This window comes from Actinacidiphila cocklensis (genome assembly GCF_907177275.1).
GTDB classification, from domain to species: Bacteria; Actinomycetota; Actinomycetes; order Streptomycetales; family Streptomycetaceae; genus Actinacidiphila; species Actinacidiphila cocklensis.
The window spans coordinates 51,125-72,357 of the sequence record NZ_CAJSLV010000044.1 but is presented as its reverse complement, the minus strand read 5'-3'; the positions used below and the strand labels follow the sequence as shown (position 1 = coordinate 72,357).

Annotated in this window: 14 protein-coding genes and 2 pseudogenes; 10 read left to right on the top strand and 6 right to left on the bottom strand. The window is 69.7% G+C overall.

The genetic code is table 11. From position 1 onward, the window contains the following. Positions 1 to 512 precede the first annotated feature (512 nt). Complete coding sequence (locus NFU81_RS40790; protein ID WP_274038061.1) at positions 513 to 641, top strand: hypothetical protein; 129 nt, start codon at positions 513 to 515, stop codon at positions 639 to 641. Positions 642 to 1,272: 631 nt separating this feature from the next. Here the strand turns inward: NFU81_RS40790 and NFU81_RS07955 are convergent. After that, positions 1,273 to 1,989, bottom strand: a complete 717-nt coding sequence (locus NFU81_RS07955) for a GntR family transcriptional regulator (RefSeq protein WP_251486579.1) — start codon at positions 1,987 to 1,989, stop codon at positions 1,273 to 1,275. Between the two features lie 57 nt (positions 1,990 to 2,046). Here NFU81_RS07955 and NFU81_RS07950 point away from each other — a divergent pair, with 57 nt between their 5' ends. Further along, positions 2,047 to 2,856 carry a class I SAM-dependent methyltransferase gene (locus NFU81_RS07950; RefSeq protein ID WP_251486577.1) on the top strand — a complete coding sequence of 270 codons (810 nt, stop codon included), beginning with the start codon at positions 2,047 to 2,049 and terminating at the stop codon, positions 2,854 to 2,856. 159 nt (positions 2,857 to 3,015) lie between these two features. On the opposite strand, the gene NFU81_RS07945 is transcribed toward NFU81_RS07950, so the two are convergent. Together NFU81_RS07945 and NFU81_RS07940 are read right to left on the bottom strand one after the other, a co-directional pair. Next, positions 3,016 to 3,366 (bottom strand): helix-turn-helix domain-containing protein, encoded by a 351-nt coding sequence (locus NFU81_RS07945; RefSeq protein ID WP_251486576.1) that lies wholly within the window; start codon positions 3,364 to 3,366, stop codon positions 3,016 to 3,018. Positions 3,367 to 3,368: 2 nt separating this feature from the next. Beyond that, positions 3,369 to 3,731, bottom strand: a complete 363-nt coding sequence (locus NFU81_RS07940; RefSeq protein ID WP_251486574.1) for a type II toxin-antitoxin system RelE/ParE family toxin — start codon at positions 3,729 to 3,731, stop codon at positions 3,369 to 3,371. A 468-nt stretch (positions 3,732 to 4,199) separates the two neighbouring features. Here NFU81_RS07940 and NFU81_RS07935 point away from each other — a divergent pair, with 468 nt between their 5' ends. The 3 genes and pseudogenes from NFU81_RS07935 to NFU81_RS07925 all read left to right on the top strand — a co-directional run. Beyond that, positions 4,200 to 4,748, top strand: coding sequence for a Uma2 family endonuclease (locus NFU81_RS07935; protein ID WP_251486571.1), 549 nt, complete (start codon positions 4,200 to 4,202; stop codon positions 4,746 to 4,748). 408 nt (positions 4,749 to 5,156) lie between these two features. Next, a complete protein-coding gene (locus tag NFU81_RS07930) occupies positions 5,157 to 5,735 on the top strand; it encodes a Uma2 family endonuclease (RefSeq protein ID WP_251486568.1) in 579 nt (192 codons plus the stop codon). A gap of 59 nt (positions 5,736 to 5,794) precedes the next feature. Further along, a pseudogene (locus NFU81_RS07925) lies at positions 5,795 to 6,133 on the top strand (transposase); the annotation flags it as partial. A gap of 18 nt (positions 6,134 to 6,151) precedes the next feature. Here NFU81_RS07925 and NFU81_RS41240 read toward each other — a convergent pair. After that, on the bottom strand, positions 6,152 to 6,604 hold the full coding sequence (locus NFU81_RS41240; RefSeq protein ID WP_422665163.1) for a GNAT family N-acetyltransferase: 453 nt from the start codon (positions 6,602 to 6,604) through the stop codon (positions 6,152 to 6,154). Positions 6,605 to 6,734: 130 nt separating this feature from the next. Here NFU81_RS41240 and NFU81_RS07920 point away from each other — a divergent pair, with 130 nt between their 5' ends. Next, positions 6,735 to 7,115, top strand: coding sequence for an NAD-dependent epimerase/dehydratase family protein (locus NFU81_RS07920; RefSeq protein WP_251486565.1), 381 nt, complete (start codon positions 6,735 to 6,737; stop codon positions 7,113 to 7,115). Positions 7,116 to 7,247: 132 nt separating this feature from the next. Here the strand turns inward: NFU81_RS07920 and NFU81_RS07915 are convergent, their stop codons facing one another. Next, positions 7,248 to 8,021 carry a glucose 1-dehydrogenase gene (locus tag NFU81_RS07915; protein WP_251486562.1) on the bottom strand — a complete coding sequence of 258 codons (774 nt, stop codon included), beginning with the start codon at positions 8,019 to 8,021 and terminating at the stop codon, positions 7,248 to 7,250. Positions 8,022 to 8,108: 87 nt separating this feature from the next. Here NFU81_RS07915 and NFU81_RS07910 point away from each other — a divergent pair, with 87 nt between their 5' ends. Together NFU81_RS07910 and NFU81_RS41235 are read left to right on the top strand one after the other, a co-directional pair. Next, positions 8,109 to 8,726 carry a TetR/AcrR family transcriptional regulator gene (locus NFU81_RS07910; RefSeq protein WP_251486559.1) on the top strand — a complete coding sequence of 206 codons (618 nt, stop codon included), beginning with the start codon at positions 8,109 to 8,111 and terminating at the stop codon, positions 8,724 to 8,726. A gap of 179 nt (positions 8,727 to 8,905) precedes the next feature. Continuing rightward, positions 8,906 to 9,226, top strand: a pseudogene (locus tag NFU81_RS41235) (RNA polymerase sigma factor); the annotation flags it as partial. Here NFU81_RS41235 and NFU81_RS07900 read toward each other — a convergent pair. Continuing rightward, the gene (locus NFU81_RS07900) at positions 9,213 to 13,187 is read right to left on the bottom strand and encodes a LamG-like jellyroll fold domain-containing protein (RefSeq protein ID WP_251486556.1); all 3,975 of its coding nucleotides are present in this window, start codon (positions 13,185 to 13,187) and stop codon (positions 9,213 to 9,215) included. The pseudogene NFU81_RS41235 and the gene NFU81_RS07900 overlap by 14 nt on opposite strands. Positions 13,188 to 13,757: 570 nt before the next feature. Between NFU81_RS07900 and NFU81_RS07895 the strand changes: the two genes are divergently transcribed. After that, positions 13,758 to 20,597 (top strand): RHS repeat-associated core domain-containing protein, encoded by a 6,840-nt coding sequence (locus NFU81_RS07895; protein ID WP_251486554.1) that lies wholly within the window; start codon positions 13,758 to 13,760, stop codon positions 20,595 to 20,597. Next, on the top strand, positions 20,594 to 21,115 hold the full coding sequence (locus NFU81_RS07890; RefSeq protein ID WP_251486553.1) for a hypothetical protein: 522 nt from the start codon (positions 20,594 to 20,596) through the stop codon (positions 21,113 to 21,115). Before NFU81_RS07895 ends, NFU81_RS07890 begins: the two co-directional genes overlap by 4 nt. Positions 21,116 to 21,233: the final 118 nt, after the last annotated feature.

The window sequence follows — 21,233 nt, the reverse complement described above, 5'->3', positions numbered from 1 at the left end:
CGGGTTGACGGAGGAACCGTTCGTAGTGGTGCAGGGCCTCGGCGACCGCTCCCCGCCAGAGATGTCGGGCTTCGAGCTGATTGATGGCTGCGCGGGTTCGGTGAGGAACGCCCGAAACCTGGCGGGCAGGGGGAACGTCCTTCTTCCGGGCCGGCCATCGCTGAGCACGGATGGCGCCGGGCGGCCTACGCGCCATCGGCCTTTCGGGTCTGCGTCATGGCGCACATCATGCCAGGGACCTCGTCAGAGGTGAGGCAGGACCAACTCAGGCAGCGGGATGTGCTCCGTGTGCCCTCGCCGGGGGACGAGGGCACACAGCCGGGAGGCCGATTCCTGAGTCCGCCCACCTCGGCCACCCGCCTGTGCCCCACAGGTCCGGAGCGGTGAGGGGCGGCATCGGTCCTTCGAAGAAGGCGCGATGGTTGACCTGGGCCAGCCTTTGCGGCAGCTCCTCCTCCGGCACGCCGATCTCGGTGGGGTCGTCCTCGGCCCAGGCCGGCAGATACCCAGACGTGACGGCACCGTCTGACGTCGTGATCGCCCACGTCCCCGGAGTACTCCACGGCGGCGGCTGCTTCCGCCGTGCGGGCCGGATGCTGGAGGCGACCTCGAACCAGACCACCTTCCCGGCGGGATCGTAGAAGCTGCCCCAGTCCGCAGCGAGCGCGTCCACGAGCAGCAGCCCCCGCCCGTCCTCGGCGTCCGGCGAACTGCTGCGCGGCTTCGGGCGTACAGCGCTGGAATCGGCGACCTCTACCCGCACCCTGACTCCGGGTCCATCGCACCGCCACAGAGCACGGTGCCCGGGTCTGGCCGACGGCGTTGGCGATCACTTCTCCGGCCAGCAGTTCCAGGTCTTCGAGCCGTTCTTCCGTGAAGGGCACCCGCCATTCCCGGACGATCCGTGCGACGGCCCGCCGGGCGGTCACGACATCTGACTCGTGCGGCTCCACCGGGAACTCGGGGAAGGTGACACACCGCCACGACCTTTTGGACGTTTCCAACGGGCCAACGTGTGGCGGCGCCAACCGCGGAGAACTACGACTGGGCATCCCGATCCCACCCCTTCATCAACACAACGCGGAACACGGCACCTCGCGAATGACGAGGTGACCAACCGTCACAAACAGACTGGACCGGTGGACCGGTCCAGTCAAGTCCTGCTGGTGCGCGCCTCGATGCCCAGGATGGAGGGTCAGGTCGGCGCGTACGTCCGTGCGCCGATGGATGGAGCGAGGTGGTTGCGACCCGCGCTCTTCAACGGTTGGTCGGTCACATCGGATAGGCGTCCGTCTGCTCCCACAGCGACCCCGGTGTGACGCCTTCCTCGCACGCCAAGGGGCGGCCTTCCTGGTCGTACGCGATATGGAGCACGACGGCCACTGCTGCCGGAGTGTCGAGGTGCAGGTGATGTGCCTCCTTGTCCGTGGCGAGGCGGACGGTTGTCACGTCCACGCCCTCGGCGGGAGTGCGCCCCGTCTGCCGGGTGATGTACCTCGTGGTCCCCTCGGCGATCGGCGCGCGTTGTTCCAGGCGCGGTGCCTTGTCGACCACGTCCGGCGGGAACCATGCCTCGACATAGCTGTGCGGGGTGCCGTCCCGCAGTTGCATCAGCCTGGCGCGACGCAGCGCATGCGTGCCGTCGGGCAGGCCCAGTGCAGTGGCGATGCGAGCGGGCGGGGTGGTGTGCTCGGGGTCGCCGATCCGCGTGAACGGCATGCCGCCGGTCACCCGTGCGCTGCCCGACTTCCTGTTGCCGGCGGACCGCCCGATCGCCGTCTCGGTCACGACGAAGCCGGCGCCCTGCCGTGCCTCGACCAGGCCGTCATTGCGGAGTACGTCCATCGCCTTGACCACTGTTGCCCGCGCCACCTGCCACTGTTCGGCGAGGTCCCGGCCGGAGGGGAGCGTCGCTCCGGGCGGAAACTCGCCGCTGGCCATGCGGACGCGCAGCGACTCTGCGATCTCTTCGTACTTCAGTAGTGCCATGGCTCCTCGTCAGGTCGTGGGCTGGACTGGTCCACCGGTGCAGAGGATACTGCCGACATGTCGTCCCCCGAGCTGGCGCCCGAGGTCACAACCTTCTACACCGATGTCTTCGACGAAGGGAGCCGACTGAACTCTTCCGCTGATGGGCGGCTGGAACTGCTGCGCACGCAGGAGCTGTTGCGTCGCTTCCTGCCGAAGGCGCCCGCTCGCGTCCTCGACGTCGGCGGCGGTACAGGCGTGCACGCGCGTTGGTTGGTCGAGGACGGCTACGACGTGGATCTCGTCGATCCCGTCGCCCGCCATGTCGAGCAGGCACGCCACGTATGTGCGGCTTCCGTCGGGGACGCCCGCAGTCTGGATGCCGAGGACGGGTCGTACGACGTGGTGACCATGCTCGGCCCGCTGTACCACCTGCCCGACCGCGCCGAACGGCTTCAGGCACTCCGCGAGGCGGCCCGCGTCGCTCGCCTCGGCGGACTCGTCGCGGCGGCGGGCATCAACCGGTACGCCTCGATCTTCGAACACACCGCACTGGCGCACCTGCACACCGAACGCCTGCGGGAATCGATCGTGGAAACCCTCGCCACCTCGACTTACGACGGCCGACGCGGCTTCACTGTCGCTTACTTCCACCGCGCGGAGGAACTGGCCGCCGAACTGCGCGCGGCGGGACTGCGCGACGTCCAAGTCTTCGGAGTGGAAGGCCCCACCTGGTCGCTCCTCAAAGCCGTCGAACAGGCCACCGGCGCCCAGCCGAGCGAGGAACTCTTCGAGTCGGCCCTCACCGCCGCCCGCCTCGCCGAGCCCTACCCCGAACTCCTCGCGGCCAGCTCCCACCTTCTGGCCGTCGGCCACGTAGGCGACTGACCAGATCGGCCCCCCGGCGCTACCCGAGGGCCATCGCAGCCCCCGCGCGGGTGCCCGCAGGCCCGGCTGTTGACCGCTTGTCGCGTCAGGACTCGCTCACGGTGTTGCGCCAGTTCGCCATAGCGCCCGCGCCCTTGCTCTGATCTGGAACTCCGTCATCTACGCGGCAGCGTTGTTTCTGTCGCCGCTGGCCGGCATGCGAACGGTGTGGTCGCCGAAGTCGGCCACGAGGTCGAGACGTCCGCCGAGCGCTTCGACGTAGCGCGCGATGACGTCGAGCGAGGTGACCTCGCCGTGTTCGATCTGGGATACGCGGGCGATGCTCACGCCCATCCGGGCGGCCACGTCCTTCTGCGCCATGGAGCACTGCTTGCGCGTCTCGGCGAGTTGGTGGCCGCGGGCCTTGGCCAGTAGGCGACGGGCGCCGGCCTCCACCTCGGCGGGATCGACGCCAGCCGCGTAAAGCTCCTGTTCGAGGCTCTCCCAGTCCTGCGGGGTCTTTCCAGGCATCGTCACTCCTCGGTGTCACGGGTGTAGTCGAGGTAGAGCTGCTCTGCGATCGGGATGTTGTCGCGGTACCAGCGTTCCCAGTTTCCTGCCTTGTCGCCGCCCAACAGGAGGAGGGCCGAACGCGTTGGGTCGAACGCGAAGATGATCCGGAGTTCGGAGCGCCCGCTCGATCCCGGCCGCAGTTCCTTGAGGTGGTGCAAGCCGCCTCCCTTCAGCCGGTCGACGAGAGGTCGCCCCAGCGTCGGTCCGGCCTCGCGTAAGGCCGCGACCGCCTGGGCCACCAGCGAAGCGGATTCCAGATCTTCCTTGATCAGATTCCGGAACCAGACGGCGTACTCATCGGTGACTTTGACGGCCCAGGGCAAAGCAGCTCCTCAATGATGACTGCTCTCAGTTTAAGTCATGCCTTGAATTGATGCCATGCGGCGACGTCCTTGGATGACGGGCCGTGCTGCCAGCCCTGGCCCTCCGGTAGCACGGATTCGGCACACACCGCGCTGGAAAACGATCCGAACGGGCGGCAATCAGTGGATGGAGTTTCGGCTGCTCAGGCGGCCAGATCGCTGCATCCCCGCAGGTCAGCAGCCCGCCCCGAGGGGTCTTGTAAAGCGTAGGTCGTCGGTTCGAACCCGACAGGGGGCTCCACGTTTGCCCTGGTGAGGGCAGCCCTCCCGGTGCCGGCCGCGGTGTCTTGCTGTCGGCTTGTCTCGGTTCTGGTCTCATTGGCGAGCGCGGTTCTCCTGGGACGTCGTCCGCGAGCGGCTTCGGCGCCGGGCGGAGCGTCCCCCGATAGTCTTGGAGACGGTCGGCTCGCTCTCGGGAGGCACAGCAGCATGGACCCGCAGCACTTCGCACTCCTCGATGAGGCCCGCAGAAGCCTGCCGGACGGGTTCAAGATCGAGCTCTCCGGCGACACCATCGTCATGATGGTCGGCCCCTCCGGCATCCATCAGCGCAATCTCCTGGTAGTCAGGCGGCAGTTCGACGTGCACAGCCCGGGTGACCTGGTGCCGAGTGAGAACACGGACCTCGTTTCCCCCGGCGTGGGCAAGAGCCGCAATCCCGATCTGACCTATCTGCCGACCGCCGTCCTGGAGACCACGGACAACCAGGTCCCTGCGGAGGCCGCGGCCATCGCCGTCGAGTTGGTCTCGCCCTCGAACCCCGAGAACGACTGGGTGGGCAAGGTCAGGGACTACCCGGTGATGGGAATCCCCCTGTATCTCGTGGTGGACGCCAGGCTGAAGACCGTCACGCTCTTCAGCCGCCCCGATGGCGGGAAGTATCACCGCCGCGAGGACGCCGACTTCGGCGAGAGCCTGTACATCCCCCAACCGTTCGGCTTCGACCTGGACACCGCGACGCTGCTGCCGTACGCCTGAGCGTTCGCCGGCTCAGCACGGATTCAGCACACGTGGGCGCGGAAACCAGCGTGAAGCACCGGCAAAGGACGAACGCCGTTTCTGCAGGTCAGCGCCGCGTCGGCTGCGCCCCGCAGGTCAGCCGCTCGCTCCTGGAGATCTTGTAAAGCGTAGGTCGTCGGTTCGAACCCGACTGGGGGCTCTTTTTTCTTGCCTGGTCAGGCCCTGCCCGCGCGGTGTGCGGGACCTGGCCCGGATGCCCGGCACACATGCAGCACGCATCGCTGAGCAGGCGCTGCCCGGCGGAGGCCGACGTCAAGGGACTGGCGTCGACGACCACGCCGTCGATCCGACGTGCCGGACGCAGAATCCCTAGACTGTGCGTGTGCCGGTGTTTTCAGGAGCGGGCGTGGAGGAGCGAGGCGCGCGATGACTGTCACTGAGGATCGGCCGCAGATGCAGGCGGACGAGTTCGAACGCATCGCTGCCGCTGCCGAGCGCGAGGGCGTCCGGTTGGAGTTCGTCCACGGGAAGCTGGGAGTCAAAGCGGTGCCGGACGGGGATCATGACGAGATCGTCCGTTGGGTCATGGAGCACTGCATGCAGCAGCGCTCGGACCTGTGGCTCTATCCGGAACGCGGCCTCAAGGTGGAGACCTACCGCAGCGGTCACGCGAAGCCGGACGGGGCCTTGGCGCCCAAGGGCAGCTTCGCCGGCCATGGGGAGTGGGCGACCGCCGACCGGGTGGTGATGGTGGTCGAGGTGACGTCGTACGACACCGACACCGACAAGCGGGACCGGGAGGACAAGCCGCGAGCCTATGCGGAGACCGGCATCCCGGTGTACTTGCTGATCGACCGGGACGCGTGCGAAACGCTGGTGTACAGCGAGCCCGACGACGGCGCTTACAGCATGATCGCCCGGCGCCCTTTCGGGAAGACGATCGCGTTGCCCGCTCCGGTGGGGATCACCCTGGACACCGAGCCGCTGAAGGACTGGGTGCGCTGAGCGGTGCTCGGCCGACGGGGCGGGAGCCCCTTGTGAAACAGCCGCGCGACGGATGCCGCCCTCGCGGCCGTCCCCGCACCCGGCCCGACGCAGTCGACAAGGCCTACTCCTCCCGCGCCAACCGCACCCACCTGCGCAAACGCTGTATCAAGGCCGTCATCCCGGAGAAGAAGGACCAGACCGGGAACCGCGCAAAGAAGGGCCGCCGGGGCGGCCGGCCCCTCAGCCACGACACGGACCTCTACCGCGACCGCAACACCGTCGAGCGCGCCATCAACAAGCTCAAGACCTGGCGAGGCGTCGCCACACGCTACGACAAGACCCCCGAGAGCTACCTCGCCGGAGTACACCTTCGCGCCGCGACGATCTGGATCGCCTACCTCCTACCAGCCCATTGATCACACCCAGAAAAACCTTTAGCCCGGCGATCGCTGTAGGAGCTGTCGGGACGACTCGAAGCCCAGCCTCTCGTACACCGGCACTGCCTTGCGACCAGAGTGGACCGTCACGCGAAGGGCCCCGAAGCGTGCCGCATGCTCCGAAGCGGCGTCCACGAGCGCCGAGCCGACCCCCCGACCCCGGTGCTCCGGTACGACGAAGACGCTCTGGATGTCTGCAGATAGCCGATTCGTCGCTCCAGGTCTCGGCACGCGAGGGACGAGCGCGACCCAGGCCATGCCGACGATCTCCGGTCGGAGGAGTCGGGCCACGAACGCTAGGTGCGAGTCCTGGTGGGCGGACCACCACTGCGCGAGCTCCGCCGCAAATGCGTCAACAGACCGCTGTGCTGGCTCCTCATTACGGGTATCGAGCCACAACAACCAGGCCAAGTCGGCAATGTCGTCCGCATTCGCCTGGCTGATCCTCACGAGGTGAGTCTAGCCAGCGCTCGGGTCATGATCCGAACCTCGAACAGGCCCCAATCGCCTCACCGGCCTTTATCCGGTCTCGGAGACCGTCACGCCCGAGATGCCTCCGCGTCCGGACGGCCTCTACGGAGTGAGCAAAGCAGCGGTCGAGGCGCTGGGGCGTCTGTATGCGGACAAGTTCGGTGTGTCCGTGGTGTGCCTGCGCATCGGGAGCTTCGAGAACGCGCCGACCGAGCGTCGTCACCTGGCGACGTGGCTGAGCCCGCGCGACTGCCTCGGTTTCGTCCGCGCGGCTCTCACCGCTCCCGGTATCCGCTTCACGGCCGGCTACGCCGTTTCCGCCAACACCCGCCGGTTCTGGGACATCGAGGCTGGGGCGGCTCTGGGGTACGCGCCCGTGGATGACGCGGAAGTCTTCGCGTCGGGCCTTCCGCCGGAAGGGGACTCGGCGGAGAGCGGTCTGCAGGGCGGTGCGTACGCCAGCGCGGAACACACGCTCCCGCACGTCTGAAAGGGGCCGGCCGCTGCGGTGCGGCATCTCAGCCGCAGGTCCCGATGACGGTGGTGCGGGACGAACGCAGGTCGCCGACGTCCCTGTCGGGCGGGAGGCCGCGGCGCGGTGCTCCAGCCCGAGGGGGGTGACTCACAGGCCCGCGCCTCCGGTCGCGTCGATGACCCGGCCGGTCACCCAGCGAGCGTCGTCGGACGCGAGGAAGGCCACGATGTCGGCCACGTCCTGCGGCTGTCCGACCCGGCCGAGGGCGGCCAGGGACGCCGCATGTGCCTCGGCCTGCGGATTGCCGCGGAGCCAGGCCGCGTTGACATCCGTATCGACGATCCCGGGAGCCACCGAGTTGGCCGTGATGCGGCGGGGGCCCAGTTCCTTGGCGAGGTTGAGGGTGAAGGTGTCCAGAGCGCCCTTGGTTGCGCCGTAGGCGATGATCTCCGGCATGGCCAGGCGGGCCGCGCCGCTGGAGATGTTGATGATCCGGCCCCCGTCGCGGAGGCGCGGGAGCCCCTGCTGGACGATGAAGAACGGTGCACGCACGTTCACGGCGAAGACCTCGTCGAAGCCGTCCTCGGTCAGCGAGGCCAGCGCCGCGCTGCGCCCTATGCCGGCGTTGTTGACGATGATGTCGAGCTTCCCGTCGGGCGCGTGGTCTTTGCCTGCGGCGTCGAAGGCGGCCCACATGCGGGCCGCGTCGCCGTGCCGTCCCAGCTCCGCGCGCAGCGCGAAGGCCCGCCCTCCGTTCTTTCGGATGCGCTCGACGGTCTCGGTCGCCGCCGTCTCGTCCCGGGCGTAGGCGACGCCGACCGCGGCGCCGTCCCGGGCGAGTCGTTCCGCGATGGCCTGGCCGATCCCCCGGCTGCCGCCGGTGACCAGTGCGGTCTTGCCCTCAAGTGCCCCTGTTGACATGGCTGTTGCCCCCTCCTTAATTCTTGAGTGATGACTCAAGAATGAACGTAGCACGAGTTCTTGAGCGGACGCTCTAAAATCAAGGGCATGAGTGGATCAGGCGTGAAGCGAGGACGGCCGCCGGCGTTCGACCGCACGACGGCCCTGACGGCCGCAATCCGGCTGTTCTGGGAGCACGGCTACGAGGCCACCTCCATCGGCGAGCTGACGCGGGTGATGGGCATCAAGCCCGGCAGCCTGTACGCGGCATTCGGCGACAAGAAGTCCCTGTTCGAAGAGGTTGTCCACGCCTACGGACGCTCTCCTGCCGGTGCGTTCGTCGGCGCCGCCCTGGACGAGGAGCCCACGGCCCGCGGCGCCTTCCGCCGCATCCTCCGCGAGGCGGCGGCCGTCTACCCCGACCCCTCCCACCCGGCCGGCTGTCTGACCATCAGCGCCGCCACCAACGTCACCGTCCAGGACGCCGGGGTCGCGGCATTCCTGCGGGACCTGCGCAACGCGAACCTGGCCGCCTTCGAAACCCGCCTGAAGAGCGCGCAGCAGCACGGCGAACTGCCCGCCGCAGCCGACCCCCGCGCCCTGGCCGCGTACTTCGCCGCAGTCATCCAGGGCATGTCACAGCGCGCCCGGGACGGCGCAACGGCCGCAGAGCTCACCGGAACCGCAGAACTGGCCCTGGCCGCCTGGCCCCGAGCGCAGGACTGAGCGCCCCGCAGCCTGTTGTGGGGCAAGGAGTCCTTGCCCCGGCGCCGACCTGGAGGTTGACCGCGGGGACACGTGGGCGGGGGTGCCGTCCCCCGGTTCCGCGGCCGTCCACCAAGCTCGACTTGTGGTGTGCGTCACGGGGCCCGGGCGCGGGTGGGTGGACAGCTAGAGGCATGGAGAAACTGCGGCGCGGTGAGCGGGAGGTCTTCGCGCTGTGCGTGTGGTCGGGTCTCGACTACCGCGAGGCCGCGTCGGCGCTGGGCGTTCCGGTCGGCACGGTGCGGTCGCGGCTCTCCCGCGCCCGCAGGAAGCTACATGGCGGTGATCGGCGTCACCCAGGGTCCGCCGCCCGCGTGCATGTCCACCCGTCCCTTCCGGGGGTCCACGCCGTCCGGCTCCCTGCCCCCCGGCACCGTCAGGAGCGGTGTCGGCCACAAGGGTTGAGTACGCGTGTGGGCCGCCGCCCGGGCGGCGGCCCACACCGGGTCAAGAGGACGTGAAGACCGTGTGGACCTCGTCAGCCGTCAGCGCGGAGGCGAAGGTGCGCACGTCGGAGATCGATCCGTCGAACTGGTTGTAGGGGCTGGTGCTGCCGAGGGTGATGTTGCCGCCGACGGTCAGCGGGGCGCTCGGGTTGTAGACGGGGGTGGAGTTCGCGGCGGCGGTGGAGGCCAGGACGCCGTTGACGTAGAGGGACATGATGTCGGAGCTCGCGTCGTACACCGCGGTGAGGTGGGTCCAGGTGCCCGTGGTCGCCTTGCCGCCGTGGGCGGTCGGGAAGGAGGTCGTGGCGGCGTCGCTCGTGGTGGTCATGAAGTACCAGGACGACGTGGTCGTGTAGTAGCCCAGGTAGAACGCCTGGTGGTTCACCGTGCCCTGGCTGACGGCTGTCTGGGTGACGGCGGTCGAGTCGAGCTTGACCCATGCCGAGACGGTGTAGCTGAGCGTGGTGTTGAGCGCCGGTCCTGCGGTGTGCAGGTAGCCGGTCGAGCCGTCCAGGACGGCGGCTCCCGGGGAGCGGCCGGTGCGGTCGGCGGCCCAGGTCACGCCGCCCACCGCGGTGGCCGGGTTGACGGAGCCGGTGTCGTTTCCGCTGCCTTGGAGCGACCACTGGTCGGCTGCCCCGGTGGTGGCTCCTACCGCGAGTGCCGCGGCGAAGGAGCTGACGGCGGTCGCCGAGGTGCCGCCGGTGGTCTTGCCGGGGCGGAAGGTGATCGCGCCGTTGGTCGCGACCGACCAGAGGTCGGCGATGCCGTCGCCGTTCAGGTCGCCGTCCGAGCCGATCAGCGGGGCCGTGGCCACCGACAGGACGCCGATCTGGGTGCCGGCGCTGATTCCTGTGAGGGTCGGCACGGTGTAGCCGAGCGGGTCACCGAAGACGTCGGTGGGGGTGAGGGTGCCGGTGGTGAAGGCGTACGCGTCGATGACACCGGTGGTGCGGTCGCGCGCCCACACGCCGGGGCGCCCGGAGGCGTTCCAGTCGCCGGGGGAGATCAGGTCGAGGTTCTTCCAGCCGGTGGCGGCCAGCCGGACCGGCCGGCCGAGCGTGCCGTCGGAGACCGTCGGATAGAACCAGAGGGCCGCGTCGCCGGCGGAGTTGGTCTCGGTGGTGAGCAGGCCGGTGCGGTTGCGGAAGTGGCCGGCGTCCAGCGCGGCGGACGAGACGTCGCCGAGTGCGGCGATCTGCAGCGTCTTGGACCAGTCGGCCGGGTAGCCGGAGCAGTAGGTACCCGAACCGTCGTCCACGCAGGCCGGCTTGTCCAGCGGGCTCTTCTTGTCGAAGCGGCCGTCGGTGGCGGTGTTGCCGGGGTTGTAGTAGAAGTCCAGCTCCGGCGAGCCGTCCTTGTGGACGATCAGGTCGTCCACGTTGAGCCCGCCGCGCAGGCTGCCCCGGTGGGTGATCCGGTAGTTCTTCCAGGCGTCGCCGGCCGGCGAGTCGGCCGCCTTCGCTCCGAACGACGTTGCCGGGCTGGTGGCCTGGGTGTTGCCGGGCACGGTGTACTCGTAGAGGCCGCCGTCGGTGTTGCCGGCCGCGACGATGTCCGCGGAGCCGTCGCCGGTGGTGTCACCGAAGACGGGTGCGGGACCGTGCGGATTCCACGGTACGTAGAAGGCGTACGTGGCGATGCCGGACAGGTTGCCTGCCCTGTCCTCGAACTGCACGTAGAGGATGTTGGTGCCCCAGTGGCCGGGGAAGACCGCGAGGCCGCTGCTTCCCGGCAGGTTCGCGCCGCACTGCCAGGCCGCGTCGGCCAGTTCCGGGTCGAAGCTCCACCGTCCGCAGGCCAGGCCGGAGGCCACGCCGACCGCGGGGGTGGGGTCGGCCGCGGTGAACGGGACCCATCCGCCGCCACCGACGAACACCCCGGTGGTCTGGCCGTTGCCGGCCGGCGGGAAGGTCACCGACAGCGAGCCGACCTGGTCGTCGGCGGTGGGCATGCTGACGGTGGGCGGTGAGAAGTCCGCCCGGAAGTGGCAGACGCCGGAGGCCGCGGAACTGGCGAGGCCGTCGTTGGCGCTGACGTTCCAGCCGTAGGCGTGGCCGTCGGTGAAGTCGCCCTGCGGGACGGTGAAGGAGACCTGGCTCCCGGAGGAGGCGTAACCGGAGCTGTAACCGGAACCGTGCGGGGTGACCGGGGTACCCGTGACGGAGTCGTCCCAGACGCTGAAGTCGCCGCGCACCGGCTGGGCCGGCGATGTCGGGCTGGAGACCGTCGCCTTGAGCACCAGGCCGGTGGTCCCGGCGGGCTTGCCGACGAACGCGTCGGCAGTGGGGTTGGTGGCGGCGTAGCACGGGGACGTGCTGCCGGTGCTCGCGTTGTGCGGGAGCGGCGTCGACGTCATGCCGGTGGGCACGTTGGGCGTGTGGTCGTAGGTGATGGCCAGCGTCGCCTGGTTGGACAGCCGCTTGAGGCCGTTGGCGTCCGACTCGTCACCGTAGACACCGAAGGTGATGTTGTTCCAGTTGCCGCTCTCCACGGCGGTCTTCACCGTGGAGGTGACGGTGTAGGCGAACGGCACGTCGCCCATGCAGCCGCTGGACCCGGTGCCGCCGACGTTGTCGGTGAGGCCGGTGTAGGTGTCGGCGGGGTGGCTGCTCCAGGTGGTGCCGTGGCCGATCGTGTCGTGCGAGTAGTAGAGCTTGAGGCCGTACTTGTTGGTGCAGCTCCAGTCCGCGGAGTACGTCTGGGTCAGGTTGAGCACAGCAGTGCCGACGATGTCGTTGTGCGACACGAGGGTGCTGGTGTTGAACTGGAAGTAGGAGCGCTCCTTGTCCGCGGGGCTGCAACTGCCGCCCCCGGGATAGGTACCGCAGATGCCGACGCCCGGCTGGGAGCTGTGCGAGGTGCCGTAAGTGCCGTAGTTGTCGCTGGAGCTGGGGTAGGCGGACTGGATCCAGGTCCAGGTCGGGCTGCCCGGGTCCCAGGGGATGTAGGAGGGGTCGATGAACACCGGGTAGTGGGTGTCGCTACCGCTGAGCATGCCGGCGACCGGCCTGAGGTCCACACCGGCTGCGGCGGCGGTGACCGGGATCGCGGCGGTCCGGGCGCCGGTTCCCGGGCCTTCCGGCGTACTCGGGTCGGAGCCTGCCTCGGTGGTCGCGAGGGCGGTCGCGTCCGCGCCTGACTTCGCCGCGGGCGCCGCCGTGGCGGCTCCGCTCGAATCCCACATCATCGGCGCGGGCGCGACGAAGGCCGGGTTGCCCGCCGCGTCGACGGCCTGGAGGTTGCCTGCCGCGTCGGCCTGCATGGTCAGCCCGGCACCGGACGTCGCCAGGTGCAGGGTCGCCAGGGCCGGGTTGCTCGCGGCCTCGGCCGTCTTGACGACCAGGATCTCCCGGATGCCGCCGATCTCGTTCGCGGTGACGTCGAGATCGACATCCGGAAGCACATCCGGATAGTGCGCGGTGTCGCCGTGCACGGTCGGTGCGGGAAGCGCGAAGGGCATGGTGATGGCGAGCGTCGCGCCGCCGGGGCTGGTGAGCGTGGCCAAGGGCGCGGTGCCGCCGCCGGACAGCGTGAGCTTGTTGACCGACGCCTTGGTGGACAGGGTGCCGTCACTGCCGGCCTGCAGGCCGGCGTCGACCGGCGCCCAACCGCCGTTCACCTTGGCCCGTACGGGCGCTGCGCTGCTGGTCTCGGTCAGTGTGCCGTCCGGGTTGGCGACCGTCTGCGCGTAGGCAGTGGTGAGTTCGTCCACCACCACCGGCTCGTCCGACGACTGGGCCTGGGCCTGCGCACGTGCGGTCGCGTCGGCGTCCGCCGGCAGTTGTGCGGCGTCGCTGCCGCCGGAGCGCGTTCCGTCGGCGTGCGCCGTTCCGGCAATGCCGGTGAGTGCGCTGCCGGCCAGAGCGAGGGCCAGCAGCGCGCCGAGCGGCCCGCCGCCGAACCGGCCCCTGCGTCTGCGCTGCCGTCGACCTGCCCGGTTCGTGCCCTCCGCAGACATACCGATGCCCCCCATCGGACCCCCTCCTGGTGCGGGCGCTCGAACAAGTGCCCATGGAGGCCGCACAGTAGCGGCACCGGTCGGCAGGTGGTCAAGATCCCATAGTAAATGAATCGTGCTATGTGGGGCAGTGTGCGATGGGACGGGCGCGCTTATGGGTAAAGATGAAGCAAAAATCGTTCCATGCATTAACTCGGGGTCATCCGGCGTGACTACAGTCGGCCCGCCTGCAGCCGCCGGCTGTGACGCTTGCGGCGCGGGCCGGACTGGGGGGGAATCGTGGGGGGTTGGGGACAGGTATGGCCTGGTGAGAGGCGTCGCAGCCGGCGCGTGTGGCTGGGCGGGCTCACCGTGCTCGGCGTCACGGCGACGCTGCTGGGGCCGATAGGCACCGGGGTTATCGAGGCTGCCACGCCGACGGATTCGCACAAGGTCTGGTCGCCGCCGGGCACGAAACTGCCGCGTACGGCTTCGGTACCGGTGCAGAACGCGGCGAGGCCGACCGCCCCGAAATTGCACTACCAGGTCCCGGGGGCGTGGGGCGGAGTGGCGGGGGCTCCTGCCCCGAGCGCCGGCACGGCCACCGTGGCAGTCCCCGGGAAGGGCCGACCGAGCGCGCACGCGTCCCAGTCGCCCGTCTGGATCGGCTCGGCGCCCAGCGGCGCGAAGGCCGCCAGGGCCACCGGCCTGGCGGCCCCGGCCGCGCCCGCGGCGAGCGGCACCCCGGTCGTGGTACGGACGGTCTCCGGCAGCACCGCGAAGGCTGCGGGGCTGGCCGGCCCGGTCGTCTCGCTGACCCGGGGGAGTGCGGGACCGGCCGGACTGGTCGAAGTCGGTCTGGACGTGAGCTCGTTGGACGCGGCCTACGGCGGTGACGCGGCGTCGCGCGCCCGGCTGGTGACGCTGCCGGCCTGTGCGCTGACCACCCCGGCGGCCGCGGGATGCGGGAAAGAGACCCCGGTGCCCTCGCACGTCGATCCGGCGACCGAGCGCCTGGTCGCCGACGTGCGGATCCCGGCCACCACCACGCAGGCCGCGGCCGGTTCCGTCGTGATCGCGGCCGACCCGGCCCCGGCCGGCGGCGGCGGCACCTACGCGGCCACCAGCCTGAACCCCAGCAACGCCTGGACCGCCGGCTCCAGCAGCGGCGGCTTCGGCTACAGCTACCCCATCCAGGTGCCCCCGGCCATCGGCGGTGACGCGCCGAAGGTGTCGCTGGACTACAACTCCTCCTCGCTGGACGGCCTGACGTCGTCGACGAACTCGCAGGCGTCCTGGATCGGCGACGGCTGGGACTACTCGCCGGGATACGTCGAGCGGAGCTACAAGTCCTGCGACAAGGACGGGATCTCGCACTCAGGTGACCTGTGCTGGGGCGGCTACAACGCGACGCTGTCGCTGAACGGCACCTCCGCCGAACTCGTCCAGGACGACACCTCGGGCGCCTGGCGGCTGAAGAACGACGACGGCTCCAAGGTGGAGTTCCTGTCGGGCGCCTCCAACGGCGCGCACGCCGGCGAGTACGTGAAGGTCAGCACCAGCTCCGGGAGCATCTACTACTTCGGCGCCAACCACCTGCCCGGCGGGGACAACTCCGACCCGGCGACGAACTCGGCCTGGACCGAGCCGGTGTACGCGCCCAAGAGCGGCGACCCGTGCTACGACTCGGCCAAGGGCGACGAGTCCTGGTGCCAGATGGCGTGGCGGTTCAACCTGGACTACGCCGTGGACCCCAACGGCAACCTGACCACGTACACGTACAGCACGGAGTCGAACTCCTACCAGCGCGGCGGCGGCCAGCACGAGAACGGCGGCACCCTCACCTCCTACATCCGCGGCGGCGCGCTGACGTCGATCAGCTACGGGCAGCGGCTCGCGGACCAGATCACGGCCAAGGGCACGCTGAAGGCCGCGGCCAAGGTGGTGTTCACCCCGCGTGCGGAGGGGCGCTGCTCCACCGACGGCGGGTTCACCTGCGACGGCGCCACGCTGGCGTCCGGCAACGCGTCGCACTGGCCGGACGTGCCGTACGACCAGAACTGCGCGAGCAGCGGTACCTGCCACAACGTCGGTCCGAGCTTCTGGTCCAACATCCGGCTGAAGTCGATCACCACCCAGGTGCTGTCCAACGGCGCCTACAAGGACGTCGACACCTACGACCTCACGCAGTCCTTCCAGGACCCGCACGACGGCACCAAGCCGTCGCTGTGGCTGGCAAGCATCCAGCGCACCGGCAAGGACGGCACCCCGAACCTCCAGCTGCCGAAGGTCACCTTCACCCCGGTGGAACTGCCCAACCGGGTGGACGGCACCGACCTGGTGCCGGCGCCGGGGATCTTCAACCGGCCGCGGATCCAGGAGCTGACCACCGAGACCGGCGAGCAGATCCAGGTGGACTACAGCCTCCCGGCCTGCTCCCGGGTCAACCACGTGATGCCGGCCGATCCGTCCACGGACACGATGGCCTGCTACAACGTGCTGTGGTCGCCGCCGGGCAGCGTCTACGGCGCCGACCCCGCCTCGGACTGGTTCAACCGCTACCAGGTCGCCTCGGTCACCGAGAACGACCCGGTCGCCCACTCGCCCGCGCAGGTCACCACGTACACCTACGGCCCGGCCGCCTGGCACTACAACGACGAGGAGCTGGCCGACCCCAAGTCCCGTACCTGGGACCAGTTCCGCGGCTACGCGTCGGTGACCGCGGTGACGGGCAGCGGGCAGGACGGTCCGCAGTCGCAGACCGTCACCAAGTACCTGCAAGGCATGGACGGCGACCGGACCGCGTCCGGCGGGACGAAGCCGGTGAAGGTCACCGACACCCTCGGCGACCAGATCACGGACACCGAGTGGCTTTCCGGGCAGACGCTGGAGACCGACACCTACGACAAGGCCGGCGGCAGCGTCACCGCCTACACCGTCACCGTCGGCAGCTCACCGGTCACCACCGCCACCCACTCCCGCGGTGCGGACCTGCCGAAGCTGCTGGCCGGCTACGCCTCGACGCGCAGCGTCGTCACCAGCAAGGCGAAGAAGGCGGACGGCAGTTGGGAGACGACGACCACCACGACGGTCACCGACTCCGGGCACGCGAACCGCACCGCCAGCGTGGAGACCCAGGCCGCCGGGCAGCCCGACTCCTGCGTCCTGACGTCGTATGCGACGAGCAGCAACACGCTGCTTGCCACGCTGCCCGACGAGGTCAGGACGATCTCGGGCACATCGGCGTGCACGGCCAAGCCCACGGCGACCAACACCGTCTCCGACTTGCGCACGCTGTACGACAGCCTTGCGTTCGGCTCGGCGAGTGGCACCGGCGCTCCGACGACCGCGCAGGAGATCGACCACTACGACGCCTCCGGCAACGCGGTCTTCAGCACGAAGGGCACCACGGCCTACGACGCCTACGGCCGTGCCGTCTCGACCACCGACCCCAACGCGACGGACACGCAGCACCCGAACGGCGCCACCACCACGACGACGTACGCCCCCGCGCACACCGGTGAACTGCCCTCGACGATCACGGTCGCCCACGCGGCGCCGGGCAGCACCACGGACTGGTCCATCACGACGACCGTCGACATCGCCCGCAACCTCGAACTGACCTCGACCGACATCAACAACAAGGTCACCACCGAGGCGTACGACTCCCTCGGCAGGCTCACCAAGCTGTGGTACCCCGGCCGCACCAGCAGCCAGAACCCCAGCGTGACCTACGGCTACGCCGTCAACGGCTCGGCCGCACCGTCGGCGGTCACCACCTCGACGCTGACCAGCGACACCCCCCGCTACCTGGTCTCGGTGGAGATATTCGACGGGCTCGGCCGGTCCCGTCAGACCCAGTCGACGCCCGGCATCTCCGCCTACCACGGCCGGGTGCTGACCGACACGTTCTACGACTCGCAGGGCCGCACGGCAGGGGCACGCTCGCCGTACTACGACAACGCTGCGGCACCCAGCGGCACGCTGGTTACGACCTTCGAAGACGACCAGGTCCCGGAGCAGACCACCACGGAGTACGACGGCCAGGGCCGTCCCACCGCGCAGATCACCTCCTCCTACGCCGTCGAGCAGTGGCGCACCACGACCGCGTACCCGGGCGTGGACGAGACCGACGTGACCCCGCCTGCCGGCGGCACCCCGACCACCACGATCACCGACTCGCTGAACCGCACCTCGCAGGTGTGGCAGTACAAGACGGCCACCCCCACGCGCAACGCGGCCGACGCCGACGTGACCGCGTACACCTACACCCCGTCGGGCAAGCCGCTCACCCGCACGGACTCCACCGCCAAGGACACCTGGTCCTACGGCTACGACCTGCACGGCCGGACCATCAGCGCGACCGACCCGGACACCGGCACCCTCACCAGCGCCTACGACAGCGACGGGCGGCTGAAGAGCACGACGGACGCCCGCAAGGTGACGCTGAGCTTCGACTACGACCTCACCGGCCGCAAGACCGCCGAGTACAGCACCACCGCCCCGTCCACCACCAAGGTCCCCATGGCGGCCTGGACGTACGACAGCATCGCGAACGCCAAGGGCCAGCCGGTGACGTCCACCAGCTACCTGGCCGGCGACACCGCGCACCCGTACACCAGCGCGATCACCGGTTACGACGCCGACTACCACGCCACCGGCACCACCGTGACCATCCCGTCCACCGAGGGCGGCCTGGCCCGCGCCTACACCTCGCAGAGCGCCTACGACCCGATCACCGGAGCGATCACAGCGAGCCACACCGACGCCCGGGGTGGACTGCCGGCCGAGACGGTCAACTACAAGTACGACGTCAACGGGCCGCTGATCACCTTCGGTTCGGCCCAGACCACCTACGACCTGTCCACCGACTACGACGCCTACGGGCGCGCGATACGCACCACGGTCAACCCGTGGGGCACCGAGGTGGTGGCGACCGACAACTACGACGAGGCCACCGGTGCGCTGCTGTCCACCTGGGTGGACAAGCAGACCGCGACCAGCGGCGCCGTCCAGCAGACGACGTACCTGCGCAACCCGGCCGGGCAGCTCACCGCGATCAAGAACATCCCCGACAACACCCCGGCGCAGACCGACCTGCAGTGCTTCTCCTACGACTACCTCGACCGGGTGACGACCGCCTGGACCGACACCGGCGGCACCACGGTCAAGCCGCAGCCGCAGGTGCCCGGCATCGGCAGCTGCATGAACAGCACACCGACCAGCGGGGCGGCGGCAGGCCGCACCACCGTCGGCGGCCCGGCGCCCTACTGGACCTCCTACGGCTACGACAGCCGCGGCGACCGTACCGGCCTGACCCGGCACGACATCACCGGTGACACCGCCAAGGACGTCGTCACCACCCAGGTGTTCCCGCCGGCCGGCACCCAGAACACCCCCACCACCGCGGCGAACACCGGCGGCGGCACCGGCGGCGCGCACGCGCTGCTGTCCACCACCAGCACCGGCCCGAACAACCCCGGTGCCCAGTCGTTCCAGTACGACGCCGACGGCAACACCACCGCGGTCACCGGCACACCGGGCACCACCACGCTGGCCTGGACACCCGACGGCAAACTCGCCTCGCTCGACGCCACCGGCACCTCCGGCGACAGCAGTTACGTCTACGACGCCGAAGGCAACCAGCTCGTCCGGCACGACCCCGGCCACGCCACCCTCAACCTGGGCTTCGACGAACTCACCCTGGACACCGCGACCGGTGCCGTCACCGACGCCCGCAGCTACACCCTGCCCGACGGCCTGACAGGAGTCCTCCAGCCCAGCGGTCTGACCTGGCAGTCCGCCGACCTGAACGGCACCGCCACGCTGGCCCTGGACTCCACCACGCTGGCCGAGACCCGGCGCCCCTCGGACCCGTTCGGCCAGCCGCGCGGCACCCAGCCCACCGTCTGGGCCGGCGACCACGGCTTCGTCGGCGGCACCGCCGACGACGCCACCGGCCTGACCAACCTCGGCGCCCGCGAGTACCAGCCCGCCACCGGCCGCTTCCTGAGCCCCGACCCGATCCTCGACGCCGCCCAGCCCCAGCAGTGGAACGGCTACTCCTACGCCGACAACGACCCGGTCAACCTCAGCGACCCTGCGGGCACCGACCCGCCCGGCACCCAGAACACCTGTGCCTACGACCTGTCGTACTGCACGCCGAAGCAGTGCGAGGGCGTACGCGGGGTGCCGTGCGGCCACCAGGGGAAGGTCACCGTCGGCGGACCGAAGGGCCCGGGGCTCACGGTCGGCACCTACGACGACGGCCAGCCGACGCTCGACACGGTCCGGGTCCCCACGCGGAAGGAGCTGGCTGCCCGCTATATAGCGCGCGACACCGACAGCTACGCCAGCCTCATCGGCAAGTGGATCCAGCAGGAGTGTGGCGGCAGCAACGACAGCGTCCCCGTGATGATCAAGTTCTGTGACGACGCTGCGAGTTCAGGCCTGCTGCCCAAGGCCGGCGACGACCCGTTCGGCATCAAGGACACCGTGCACTGCGTCACCAAGGGCAAGGACTGCGGCTGGGCGGCCGTCGGAGTCGCGAGTGACCTGCTGATGTTCGTCCCGGGGGTCGGCGAGGAGGCCGACGGCGCCAAGGTCGCGGCACGGGGCGCCGGAACCGGTGCCGAGGTGGCGGTCAAGGACATCGGGTCGGGCCTGGAGGAGCTGGCGAAGTCCGTTTGCAGCGTGGACAGCTTCCCGGCGGAGACCCCCGTACTGAGGGCCGACGGCGGAGCCGGACCCATCAGCGAGGTGAAGGTCGGCGACACCGTGCTCGCGACCGACCCGCTCACCGGGAAGACCGCTCCGGAGAAGGTGGTCGCGGTCATCACGACCCTGACCGACACCGACTTCACCGACATCACCGTCGGTGCGGACACCGGGAAGGGCACGCCGCACGCCCTGACGTCCACCCAGCACCACCCCTACTGGGACGCCACCCGCGAGCGCTGGGTCAACGCCGCAGACCTGCACGTCGGCGACGCCCTGCGCCTGCCCGACGGGCACACCACGACGGTCGCGACCGTACGCAACTACACGGCCCGCATCGTCACCTACAACCTGACGGTCGAAGACCTCCACACGTACTATGTGCTGGCCGGTGGCATCCCGGTGCTGGTGCACAACGACCGGTGCCTGATCGGCAACCTCGTCGGTCCCAAGGGTGAGAAGCTCTGGCTGCCGAAGGGCCGCAAAGCCATCGCGACCGCCAACAACCTGAAGGGCTGGATCTTCGACGTCAAGCCGTCCGAGGCACTCGCCAACGGGTTCCACAAGACCGTCAGGTACGTGCGCGTCATGGATCCGGTGACGGGCGGCCCGCACCCGTACCCCAACGGGTACGTCAGCTACCTCAACGACGGAGGCCAGATCATCAATCCGATCACCGGGCAGACCCTCACCAAGGCCGACCCTTACTGGCACATCGCGATCCCATGACCCTTGTGGAAGACCTCTTCTCGTCCCAGGACTACCGTCCGGCCCCGGAAGCCGTCGGCTGGGACCCGCTGAAGGAAGACGACGCCCTGGAGGACACGCAGCTTCTGGACTCCAGGGTGTGCCCCACCGCGAACCGTGCGGCGCTGCTCTTCGACATGCGCACCGCGTCGTACTACCCGACGGGGAACGCCGCACTCCTCGTGGTCCGCGGGCTGCGGTCGTTCTCCTGGAGCGGGGCGCCGCAGTCCCGGAAGCTGATGGCCTTCTCGGTGACGTCGAGCCGGCCTTCCGAGGCCGCCGGCGGGGGACTGCGGCTGGAGCTGGAGTTCTTTCCCGACGGGAAGTTCTCTGTCGAAGGAGAGCACGCGGACTTCTACCTGCTTGACGTCCACGGGATCCCTGAAGCGCCACCGGGCTATCCGGGCCACGATCTCGACCAGGTGCGCCATGGGCTGCCGGGGTGGGGCTCCGCCTGCACGGTGCTGGAGTCGTCCAGCACCGGTGGCGGCGCGGCGTGAATGGCCGCTGTCGTCGGGCAGTGCTTCTGGAAGCACGGGGACGACGATCGTGATCCGCGTCCCCGCGTCCGGAGCAGCGTCCGGACAGCGGTGGGCACCCGACGCACCAGGAGGTCGG

Coding starts and splice junctions, on each gene's coding strand:
- NFU81_RS07955 (WP_251486579.1), bottom strand. CDS start 1,989: ATGGCACTACTGAAGTACGAAGAGATCGCAGAGTCGCTGCGCGTCCGC.
- NFU81_RS07950 (WP_251486577.1), top strand. CDS start 2,047: ATGTCGTCCCCCGAGCTGGCGCCCGAGGTCACAACCTTCTACACCGAT.
- NFU81_RS07945 (WP_251486576.1), bottom strand. CDS start 3,366: ATGCCTGGAAAGACCCCGCAGGACTGGGAGAGCCTCGAACAGGAGCTT.
- NFU81_RS07935 (WP_251486571.1), top strand. CDS start 4,200: ATGGACCCGCAGCACTTCGCACTCCTCGATGAGGCCCGCAGAAGCCTG.
- NFU81_RS07930 (WP_251486568.1), top strand. CDS start 5,157: ATGACTGTCACTGAGGATCGGCCGCAGATGCAGGCGGACGAGTTCGAA.
- NFU81_RS07915 (WP_251486562.1), bottom strand. CDS start 8,021: ATGTCAACAGGGGCACTTGAGGGCAAGACCGCACTGGTCACCGGCGGC.
- NFU81_RS07910 (WP_251486559.1), top strand. CDS start 8,109: ATGAGTGGATCAGGCGTGAAGCGAGGACGGCCGCCGGCGTTCGACCGC.
- NFU81_RS07900 (WP_251486556.1), bottom strand. CDS start 13,187: ATGGGGGGCATCGGTATGTCTGCGGAGGGCACGAACCGGGCAGGTCGA.
- NFU81_RS07890 (WP_251486553.1), top strand. CDS start 20,594: ATGACCCTTGTGGAAGACCTCTTCTCGTCCCAGGACTACCGTCCGGCC.